The organism is Anaerovibrio sp., from assembly GCF_051866355.1.
Taxonomy (GTDB): Bacteria; Bacillota; Negativicutes; order Selenomonadales; family Selenomonadaceae; genus Anaerovibrio.
Genome location: NZ_JBJDWZ010000141.1, coordinates 1 through 10,187 on the forward strand (window position 1 = coordinate 1; position 10,187 = coordinate 10,187).

Below are 10,187 nucleotides of genomic sequence, written 5' to 3' on the forward strand. Positions count from 1 at the left end.
CTGTGCATGGTGAATATAAGCGGCGCAGTGGGAAATATGAGCTGTGCATGGTGAAGTGCATATCGTTGACTGCGCATGATGAATTGTGAAGATGAACAGTAATGCAGAAAACCGCAGAAGCGGGAATAAAACTGAGAATAAAACTGGAAATAGAGCTGGCCGTAAAAGCAGGAACAGAAGCAGGAACGGGAAGAAGCTCTTCCGCCTGCGCCTGATTCTGGAGGGCTGTGGTGTGGGCATAGGTGCCGGACTGTCCGTGGGATTGTTCCGCTATCTTTTGACGCTTTCCGAGGCATGGCGTCCTCTTGTATATGAATATGTAAAGAATTCCGCCCTGCAGGGAGACTGGCTGCTGCCGCTGGCCTACGGGGCCGCCTTTGTGCTGGCGGCCTGGCTGCTGGCCAAAATCGTGGCGGCGGAGCCTATGTGTACCGGCAGTGGCATTCCCCAGGTCAAGGGCATACTGATGGGCAGGATGTCCATGAACTGGCTTTCCGTGCTGGCGGCGAAGATTGTGGGCGGCGTGCTGGCCATAGGGGCGGGAATGTCCCTGGGCAGGGAAGGCCCCAGCGTGCAGATCGGCGCCTGTGCCGGTCAGGGCATAGGCAGTATCCGCCATCGCGAGGGCAGGGGGCTGGAAGCCAGAACCCTGCTGGTGGCAGGCTCCGGCGCCGGTCTGGCGGCCGCCTTCAACGCGCCGCTGGCCGGGGTGATTTTTGGGCTGGAAGAACTGCAGAGGACGTTTTCGCCTGCGGTTCTGCTGGCGGCCATCACGGCTGCCGTTACTGCTGCGACGGTAACGGAGCTGTTCTTTGGCGTCAGCCCGGTCTTCACTTTGGGCTATCTCCTGCCCATGCCGCTGGATATGCTGGGCTGGCTGGCAGGGCTGGGAGTTTTTGTGGGACTGCTGGGCAGGCTGTTCAACAGGTCACTGCTGTTTTCCCTGGCCTGGTACGAGGGCAGGGGATTGCGCGGCATCTACAGGCCGCTGCTGCCTCTGGCGGTGGCGGCCGTCCTTGGCTTCGTACTGCCGGAGCTTCTGGGAGGCGGCAGTCATCTTGTGGACGCGCTGGCGGTGGAGGATTACAGCCTTGCCTTTCTCTGCCTGCTTTTTGCCGGGAAGTTTCTGTTCACCATGCTGTGCTTCGGCTCCGGGGTGCCGGGAGGGATTTTTCTGCCCATGCTGGTGCTGGGGGCGCTGGGCGGGGCGATATTCGGCAGCCTGCTGTCAGGTGCCGGGCTGCTGCCTGCCATGTACATGGCGGATATGATTGTCTTCGGCATGGCGGCGTATTTTTCCGTGGTAGTAAAGTCGCCGGTGACGGGCAGTGTCCTGATTATGGAGATGACAGGCTCCTTTCAGCACATGCTGGCCCTGCTGATAGTCTCCCTCTCCGCGTATGCGGTGGCTGAGCTGACCGGCGGCAGGCCGGTATATACCGAGCTTTTGGAGAGAATGCTGCGCAAAATGCCCCGTCGCAAAGAAATTGCGGGGAAGAATTGACAAAATAAATAAAAGTGTAATAAAATAGGACAGTATTCCTATATAAACAATAGATAAAAATATTACTTGATAAAAAGCAAGATTGCGTGTAAAATAATAGGAAATTGGAATTATTGGGCATTGTTGCAGGAAAATTGAACAATGGTAACTAAGACCTCGTGCATTTTTGCACAGTTGGATATATAATATTATCGGATTGGGAGTGTGATATCATGTTTTTGGAAGAGCGTCAGGAAAGCATAATGAATATGCTGAACGCAGAGGGAAAGGTTCGCGTAAAGGAACTGAGCGAGAAATTTGGTGTGACAGAGGACTGCATCCGCAAGGATCTGGGCTCTCTTGAGAAGCAGGGACGATTGAAGCGTACCTATGGCGGCGCCGTGGTGCTGCGTGAGAATAACCATGTGATTGAAATCAGCAAGCGCAAGACCACCGATGTGGATGCCAAGCGGCGTATTGCCCATGCTGCCGTGAAGCTCATTCATGACAGGGATATGGTATTTCTGGATATTTCTACCAGCAATCTGGCTATTGCGGAGCTTCTGGCCAAGGACCAGCGGGAGCTTACTATTGTGACCAATATGATTGACATCCTGCTCATTCTTGCCAATCATCCGAAGATTCGCGTGGTTTTTGCCGGCGGCAAGATAAACAAGAGCCGTGACGGCTTCTGGGGCGGCATGACCATGGACTTTATTTCCCGCCTGAAGCCGGATGTTGCCTTCGTGGGGGCTATCGGCGTGGACGCCATGGAAAACAGCGTATCCACCTATGATATTGAGGACGGCATCAACAAGGCGCAGATTATCCGCGTCAGCAAGCGCGCCTATGTGGTGGCGGAGGCCAGAAAGCTGAGCACGGACGGCAACTACAACTATGCGACGCTGGATACCCTGTCCGGGCTTATTACGGATTCCATGCCGTCTGAGAAGGTGTGCGAGGCGCTGACACGCTACGGTGTAGAGCTTATTGTGCCATGATTAATTATGTATACAGGGGACTGAAGGTATTTTTGTTTTATCTTTCAGTCCTTTCTCTTTGCAGGCTGATATTCTGCCTGTGGCTGCAGGAATACTGGGCACCCGGTACCGGCTGGGGCGAGCTGCAGACGGTTCTGTGGCTGGGAACGCGGCTGAGCATCCAGACGGCCGGCGTGCTGACGCTGGCCGTCATGGTTCCGGCAGGGCTGTGTACGGCCGTATCGGCCGCATGGGGCCAGAGGCTGGAGCGGGTGCTGAACGGATTTTTGCTGGCTGTCACCTCGGTGATGTTCGTGGCCAGCTTTCCTTATTATCGCCAGTTCCACAGCCGTTTTCATCAGCTCCTGTTCAATGCGGGCAACGATGATATGTATGCCCTGCTGATTTCGCTGGTGCAGGAGTTCAACCTGCCTGTCAGGCTGGCGGGGGCACTGCTGCTGGGCGGCCTTCTGTGGTGGCTTTTGTACCGCTTCATCGGCAGCTTTGGCAGTGGCGGTGCTGGCGGCAGGCTCGACAGGGTGACAGGCCTGCAGTACAGGTCGGGCGGCTTTGCCGGCGGCCTTCGCCCGAAGTACGGTTATGCCGTCTGGTGCAGGCGTCTTGCCCTTGTGGCAGGGCTCTACGTGCTGGGGCGGCTGGTGGTCTTCGGCGGCAGCTGGGGCTGGGAAACTGCCCTGGAATGGGAAAATGTGGGCGTCACCAATGATGCCTTTATGAATGAGGCTATTCTGGATGATTATCAGGCTGTCTATCGCGGTTATCGCATGAATAACCGCCTTTTGGCCTGCAACGGACTGAATTTTACGGCGGAGCAGATAAAACAGCTGGCGGCGGCCCGGGCAGGAATGCCTGCGGACAGTGACAGCCTTGATACCTATCTGCGGCGGAGTGCCGGTGGTGCGGCCATTGAGAAGCCGCGGCAGATTTTTTTGATTGTTTCCGAGAGCTATGCCAACTGGCCACTGCTGGACAAGTATGCCCGTCTGCATATTGCGGACGGCATGCGGGAGCTGATTGCAGGGGCGGACAGTGATTACTGCCCGGCCATGCTGCCCAACGGCGCCAGCACCATTTCGGCGCTGACGGGGGTGGTGACGGGGCTGGCGGATGCCAACCTGTACCTGACCACCATGCCGGAGTCCTTTGCCGGGCCGTATATAACGGCACTGGCGCCCCAGATGGAACGGCTGGGGTATGATACGGCCTTCTGGTATGCAGGGCCTGCCAGCTGGGAGCGCATCGGTGCATTTACCGGGGCGCAGGGCTTCCGCCATTTTTATGGCCGCGGCGACATGCCGGAGGAGGCCGAGGGAAGCGTCTGGGGCTGTGATGATGAATACCTGTATGCAGAGGTTCTAAAGGGGGTACGGCCGGATACTGACAGCTTCAACGTCATCATGAATGCCTCCAATCATTCCCCTTACAGCGTGGATGTGGCGGGCAAGGGCTTTGATGCGGAAGCGGTCCGCCGGGTACTGCCGGAGGCTGTGCAGGGTGATGAATGGCTGCTCCGGGAGCTGGGGCATTACTGGTACGCAGACCGGGAGATGGCCCGCTTCGTGGCCGCGCTGAAGGAACGGTATCCTGACTGCCTGATTGCCATAGTTGGCGACCATGCGGACAGGTATAACATTGACAACCTGCCGTCCATGTATGAGAGGTATGCGGTTCCCTTTATCATCACCGGCCGGGGCGTACACAAGGGGACGCTGCTGCCTGACAGCGCAGGCAGTCAGATTGATATAGGCCCTACCCTGATAGAGCTGGTTGCGCCGAAGGGCTTTGAATATTATGCTGTGGGCGGGAGCCTTTCCAGAGATAATCGTCAGGGCGTGAACTACGGCTTCTGGATTACCAGGGACTTTATCGGCGAGGCGGACAGGGTGCCGTTGGAGCCGGTGCAGATAGAGGGCAGTCAGGGACGGGCCATTGACGAGGCGGCATTGCAGCAGTACATTGATGCTGTGCGCAGTGTGTCCTGGTGGCGGCCGAAGTACGGCCCGGTGCTGGATGAGAGGCTGCTGGAGGGACGGTGACGATGCATGCTGCTGGATAAGAAGGCGAGGGACAGCCTGCTGTCAGCCTGCCAGCTGTGCCCGAGAAAGTGCGGCGCCGACCGCCTGCATGGCAGGGGCGCATGCGGTGGCGGCGACAGGGCTGTGGTGGCCAAGGTGAGCCTGCATCCCTGGGAGGAGCCTGTGCTGACAGGAGCCGGAGGAGCAGGGACGGTGTTCTTTGCCGGGTGCAGCCTGCGCTGCGTATTCTGCCAGAATTATGAGATAAGCCGTCATGGCAGGGGAAAGCCTGTGGCTGACGATGAGCTGGGGGAGATTTTTCTTCATCAGCAGGCGGCCGGGGCGGCAGTTCTGGATCTGGTGACGCCGACCCACTACGTGCCGCAAATAATTAATGGAATTTTTTTTGCAAAAAAAGAGGGTTTTTCGCTACCCGTGGTGTATAATTCAAGTGGGTATGAAGATATCGGAACCTTGAATCTGCTGAAGGACAGCGTGGATGTTTTTCTGCCGGACCTGAAATACTACGACAGCGGCCTGGCGGAAATGTGTTCAGGGGTGGCGGATTATTTTGCGGTTGCCTCAAGGGCCATCGGGAAGATGGTGGAGCTGGCAGGCAGTCCCGTGCTGAATGACGAGGGGATTATGACCGGTGGCGTGCTGGTGCGGCACATGGTCCTGCCGGGAGCCAGAAAGGACAGCATGCGGCTTCTGGACTGGCTGTGGTCGGCCTTTGGCGACAGCATTTATCTCAGCCTGATGAGCCAGTATACGCCCATGTACAGGGCGAAGGAGTTTCCTCAGCTTGGGCGGCGGCTGACGACCTTTGAGTACGAGTCCGTGACGGAGCATGCGGCAGAGCTGGGCTTTACGAAGTGCTTTGTACAGGAGCGGTCGTCGGCGGGAACTGCCTATGTGCCGGACTGGGATTGTACTGGTTTGCCTTAAACAAATTAAATTTAGGATTGTTTTAGGCGTGATTTGCTAGTATAATATATTATACAGTGGACTATAGGGGTATCTTTTATATTTCATAGAGATTATTTAGGGAGAGGTGTGTTACTGTGGCAGAAGATATTCGTGTACAAGATGTATTTGATATGGATTTCCTGCAGAAGTTTCAGGACAATTTTGCGAGAGCGGTAGGTATGACTGCCGTTACCGTAGATGCTGACGGCAAGCCGATTACCCGTCCTACTGACTGGTCGGAGTTCTGCATGAAGTATACCCGTGGTACGACGGAGGGGTGCCGTCGCTGCGAGCAGTGTGACAAGAACGGCGGTGAGACTGCCGCACGCACCGGACGTCCTACCTTGTACGAGTGCCATGCGGGATTGTACGATTTTGGTGCGCCGATTATTGTTGACGGCAAGCAGATTGGCTCTATTCTCGGCGGACAGATTCTGACCGCACCGCCTAATGAGGATAAGTTCCGCGCCTACGCCAAGGAGATTGGCGCAGATCCGGAGAAGTACGTGGAGGCTGTGCGCAAGATTCAGATTATGCCGAGGGAACGCCTGGAGTATGCGGCAGAGGTATTGTTCATGATGGCAAGCTCCTTCTCCCGCATGGGGCATTACCAGTTCCAGCTCAGGAAGATGGCTGAGTCCATCAACGAGACTGCCATGCATGTTTCCGCCGCTATGGAGGAGCTGGCGGCTTCTGCCAACGATGTAAATGAGAATCAGAAGGGACTGAACAAGGAGATTGAGAATGTAAGTGCAATCTCCAGCAAGATTAACGAGTTCACCAGCCTGATTCGCGATATTGCGAAGCAGACGCGCCTGCTGGGCCTGAATGCCTCCATTGAGGCTGCCCGTGCAGGTACTGCCGGCGCAGGCTTTGCCGTTGTTTCGGAGGAAATCGGCAAGCTGGCAGACAGCTCCCGTGAAACCGTTGACAAGATTCAGGAATTCACCGACCAGATTGGCGAGTCCGTCAACGAGACCGTTTCCAAGGGCGAGGCTACGTCCGAGATTGTAGGACAGCAGACCGCGGCTATTGCCGAGGTTGCCCAGGAGCTGACGAGATTGTCCGAAACTGCCGGTAAGCTGGTGGAGCTGGCCAACAATAAATAAGGTTTGTTTTAAAAGGCTGTCTTTGCGGGCGGCCTTTTTTTATCGGGAGGTATTACATGGAAAAAAAGATTTGTTTTATTGCCACAGGCGGCACTATTGCCAGCTCGGACAGCGGCAACGGGCTGATGCCCTCCATGGGGGCGGAGGGGCTGATAGCTTCCGTGCCGGAGCTGGGAAAGCTCTGCAGCATCGATTTTGTGCAGCTGATGCAGCTGGACAGCAGCAACCTTACGCCTGCCCACTGGCAGAAAATCGCCGGGGCGGTGGCGGACAGGTATGCTGATTATGACGGATTTGTTATAAGCCATGGCACGGATACGATGGCTTATACGGCGGCGGCGCTTTACTATATGCTGGAAAATACGGCAAAGCCGGTGGTGCTGACGGGTTCCCAGCTGCCGATGGAAAATCCCGGCACGGATGCCAGGGGAAATCTCCTGACGGCGTTCCATGCGGCGGTCAGCGGCAGGGGCGGCGTGTTCCTCGCCTTTGACGGGCATGTGATACACGGTGACAGCGCCAAGAAGATGTGCTCCAAGGATTTTCACGCCTTCTACAGCATCAACAGGCCGGAGGCGGGGGTGTTTGATGCTGTGGAAGGCAGTATCAGCTGGAACCAGCCGGAGGAGCGGCCCTCCGGCGAGTTTTCGCCCCGCCTGCAGCTGGATGACAGGGTGATGGTGCTGAAGCTGCTGCCGGGCACCAGTCCGGAGCTTCTGCGGCTGGCCGTGGATGCGGGCTACCGGGGGATTATCATTGAGTCCTTCGGCGCCGGTGGCGTTCCTACGGATGAATCACCTCTCAGCCTGCTGCCTGTGATTGATTATGCCGTGCAGAAAGGCGTGGTGCTGGTCTGCACGACCCAGTGCGTCTATGATGGCGCCCATCTGGACACCTATGAGGTCGGGGTCAGGGCCATGCAGCACGGGGTGATTTCCGGCGGCTCTGCCACGGTGGAGGCTCTGGCCGCAAGGCTGATGCTGGCATTGGGCGAGGGCAGGGGATTTGACAGAAGCGGCTCCTAGTGCTATTCTATTAAGAACACAGCTATTTTGAGAATAGATTTTATGAGGAGGCCGTTTTCATGGCAGAGGAAGCAAAAAAAACAGAACCTACCATAGAGGAGGTTCTGGAAAATACATCTATTGCGGATGTTTATCAGGCCGCAAAGCAGCTGGACGGGGTAGTGAGAAAGACCCGCCTGATTGAAAGCCCTTATTTTTCTGATTTGTGCGGCAACAGCGTTTACCTGAAGCCGGAGAACCTGCAGAATACAGGCTCCTTCAAGCTGCGTGGTGCGTACAACAAGATAAGCCAGCTTTCGGAAGAGGAGCGCAAAAGGGGCGTCATTACCGCCTCTGCCGGAAACCATGCCCAGGGCGTGGCCTTTGCGGCCCAGCGCCTGGGGTGCAAGGCTATCATCTGCATGCCTGCCACCACGCCTATCCTGAAGGTTGAGGCAACCCGCGCCTACGGTGCCGAGGTGGTGCTGTATGGCGACAGCTTTGATGATGCCTGTGCCAAATCCATGGAGCTGCAGAAGAAAAAGGGCTATGTCTATATTCATCCTTTCAATGATCAGAAGGTGCTGGCAGGTCAGGGGACCACGGCCCTGGAAATCATTGACGAGCTGAAGGACGTGGATGCCATTCTGGTGCCGATTGGCGGCGGCGGCTTTGCCAGCGGCGTGGCCCTTGCCACCAAGTCGGTCAATCCGCATGTAAAGGTTATCGGCGTGGAGCCGGAGGGAGCCGCCTGCATGGAGGCCTCCTTCATGCAGAAGGGCGTGGCAACCCTGCCGATGGTGGACACCGTGGCAGATGGCTGTGCGGTAAAGACCCCGGGTGATCTGACTTATGCCTTCTGCAAAAAGTACCTTGACCAGATTATTACTGTTTCCGAAATGGAAATCATGTCAGCCCTGCTTTCCCTGATTGAAAAGCACAAGCTGATTGCCGAGGGAGCCGGTGCCCTGAGCCTTGCCGCCCTTAACAAGCTGCCTTTCAAGGGCAAGAAGGTGGCGGCCATCATCAGCGGCGGCAATATTGACATTTCCACGATTTCCGCCCTGATTGACAAGGCGCTGATTGCCCGCGGCAGGGTGTTCTGCTTCTCGGTGCAGCTGCCTGACAAGCCGGGCCAGCTCCTGAATGTGTCCCAGATTCTGGCAGATGAAAACGCCAATGTCATCAAGCTGGATCACAATCAGTCCAAGGTGACGGACAGCTTCAAGAAGGTGGCACTGGATGTAACGGTGGAAACCCACGGGCATGAGCATGTTCAGCGCATTATCAGGGCGCTGGAAAATGCAGGCTTTGTCATCGACAAGATATATTGATAATTTTTACCCTCCCTGCCGGTTGCGGCGGGGAGGGTATTTTTTTGCTCCTGTATGCTGTTTGGGCACATGGCTTTTGTACACACAGCATTCATTCATGCGTTGCAGGGTGCATACTGCATCAGTCGGGCTGTCCCGCGGCCTCCGGCCGGGCGCAGTCCAGCTCGATGACCTCTATCTGCCGGTCCCGCAGGCCCTGCAGTTCCTCCGTATTGCCGCCCTGGCAGGTGATGAGGGTGTCTATGCTGTTCACGGAAGCGGAAAGGAAATTGTGCTCCCGCCCGATTTTGGTGTTGGCGGCCAGTATGTAGCAGGTGCCGCGGCAACGGCGCAGCATCATGTCGTTAATGGCTGTTTCCGGCAGTACGGAGGTGGTGATTCCGCCCCTGACGCTGATGCCGCCTACCCCTAGAAACGCCTTGTCAGCGTGTATTTTTGTCAAAGCATTCATGGCAAACTCCCCTACCAGGGACTGGCGACTCTGATACAGCTCGCCGCCTGTCAGGATAATCGTCACCATAGGGTCATGGGGATAGCCTATCATGGCGCTGTTGTTGGTTACGATGATGACATGCTTGTTTTTCAGATAATCCACAACCTTCAGTACCGTGGAGCAGGAATTCATAAAAATAGTGTCGCCGTCTTCAATCAGATTGGCGGCATAGCGGGCGATGGCCTCCTTCTGCTCCCTGTCAACGCCGGATTGTGCCATGGACATAGGCGACGGGTCTTCCTCCTTTAGCGCGCCCTCTATAAGCTCCGCCCCGCCGTGGAACCGCCTGACCAGGTGCTGTTTCTCAAACATCATCAAATCGCGGCGGATGGTTGTGGCGGACACATGCAGCTGGCTGGAAACGGTATCCACATCGATTTTCCTCTGCCGCTGCAATATGTCCAGCAGTTTCTGCTGGCGTTTGAATACAACGCTTTTACTGTTTTTCATAATGTACACCCTCTTTACACATATATTTACATTTCGGACATGATTATATGTTCATGCTTACATTATATGTGACCAAAGAAAGAAAATCAAGCATATAACCTTATAAAATAAATATAAAACATGTATAAATGAGCAAATAATATCGTATAAAGCGTGTTTAAATTAAAATTTTAAAAAAAGAACGTAAAACTGGTGTAATATAACGCGCAAACAGCAGTATAAAAAAGGGGAACGTGTAAAGCAACGGTTAGCAAGGCGCTACGGTACAGTCATGGCGGTGTTCAGGCGGCGGAACTGCCCGGCGAATAGGGCATGTTACACAAGATGGA

At 55.6% G+C, this 10,187-nt stretch carries 8 protein-coding genes; 7 read left to right on the forward strand and 1 reads right to left on the reverse strand.

Going from position 1 to position 10,187, the window contains the following annotated elements:
- The first annotated feature begins 91 nt into the window (after positions 1 to 91).
- The 7 genes from ACI3UA_RS07630 to ilvA all read left to right on the forward strand — a co-directional run bounded on the left by ACI3UA_RS07630 (position 92) and on the right by ilvA (position 8,915).
- A complete protein-coding gene (locus tag ACI3UA_RS07630) occupies positions 92 to 1,504 on the forward strand; it encodes a ClC family H(+)/Cl(-) exchange transporter (RefSeq protein ID WP_439724217.1) in 1,413 nt (470 codons plus the stop codon).
- Between the two features lie 212 nt (positions 1,505 to 1,716).
- Positions 1,717 to 2,484 carry a DeoR/GlpR family DNA-binding transcription regulator gene (locus ACI3UA_RS07635; RefSeq protein ID WP_439724218.1) on the forward strand — a complete coding sequence of 256 codons (768 nt, stop codon included), beginning with the start codon at positions 1,717 to 1,719 and terminating at the stop codon, positions 2,482 to 2,484.
- Positions 2,481 to 4,520: an LTA synthase family protein gene (locus ACI3UA_RS07640; protein ID WP_439724219.1), complete on the forward strand. Its 2,040-nt coding sequence runs from the start codon at positions 2,481 to 2,483 to the stop codon at positions 4,518 to 4,520. Before ACI3UA_RS07635 ends, ACI3UA_RS07640 begins: the two co-directional genes overlap by 4 nt.
- Before the next feature lie 6 nt (positions 4,521 to 4,526).
- Complete coding sequence (locus tag ACI3UA_RS07645) at positions 4,527 to 5,447, forward strand: radical SAM protein (protein ID WP_439724220.1); 921 nt, start codon at positions 4,527 to 4,529, stop codon at positions 5,445 to 5,447.
- 116 nt (positions 5,448 to 5,563) lie between these two features.
- Positions 5,564 to 6,577, forward strand: a complete 1,014-nt coding sequence (locus ACI3UA_RS07650) for a PocR ligand-binding domain-containing protein (RefSeq protein ID WP_439724221.1) — start codon at positions 5,564 to 5,566, stop codon at positions 6,575 to 6,577.
- 56 nt (positions 6,578 to 6,633) lie between these two features.
- Positions 6,634 to 7,602 (forward strand): asparaginase, encoded by a 969-nt coding sequence (locus ACI3UA_RS07655; protein WP_439724222.1) that lies wholly within the window; start codon positions 6,634 to 6,636, stop codon positions 7,600 to 7,602.
- Between the two features lie 59 nt (positions 7,603 to 7,661).
- The gene (ilvA, locus tag ACI3UA_RS07660) at positions 7,662 to 8,915 is read left to right on the forward strand and encodes a threonine ammonia-lyase (RefSeq protein ID WP_439724223.1); all 1,254 of its coding nucleotides are present in this window, start codon (positions 7,662 to 7,664) and stop codon (positions 8,913 to 8,915) included.
- A gap of 121 nt (positions 8,916 to 9,036) precedes the next feature.
- Here the strand turns inward: ilvA and ACI3UA_RS07665 are convergent, their stop codons facing one another.
- Positions 9,037 to 9,858 carry a DeoR/GlpR family DNA-binding transcription regulator gene (locus ACI3UA_RS07665; RefSeq protein ID WP_439724224.1) on the reverse strand — a complete coding sequence of 274 codons (822 nt, stop codon included), beginning with the start codon at positions 9,856 to 9,858 and terminating at the stop codon, positions 9,037 to 9,039.
- Positions 9,859 to 10,187 lie beyond the last annotated feature (329 nt).

Coding starts and splice junctions, on each gene's coding strand:
- ACI3UA_RS07630 (WP_439724217.1), top strand. CDS start 92: ATGAACAGTAATGCAGAAAACCGCAGAAGCGGGAATAAAACTGAGAAT.
- ACI3UA_RS07635 (WP_439724218.1), top strand. CDS start 1,717: ATGTTTTTGGAAGAGCGTCAGGAAAGCATAATGAATATGCTGAACGCA.
- ACI3UA_RS07640 (WP_439724219.1), top strand. CDS start 2,481: ATGATTAATTATGTATACAGGGGACTGAAGGTATTTTTGTTTTATCTT.
- ACI3UA_RS07645 (WP_439724220.1), top strand. CDS start 4,527: ATGCTGCTGGATAAGAAGGCGAGGGACAGCCTGCTGTCAGCCTGCCAG.
- ACI3UA_RS07655 (WP_439724222.1), top strand. CDS start 6,634: ATGGAAAAAAAGATTTGTTTTATTGCCACAGGCGGCACTATTGCCAGC.
- ilvA (WP_439724223.1), top strand. CDS start 7,662: ATGGCAGAGGAAGCAAAAAAAACAGAACCTACCATAGAGGAGGTTCTG.
- ACI3UA_RS07665 (WP_439724224.1), bottom strand. CDS start 9,858: ATGAAAAACAGTAAAAGCGTTGTATTCAAACGCCAGCAGAAACTGCTG.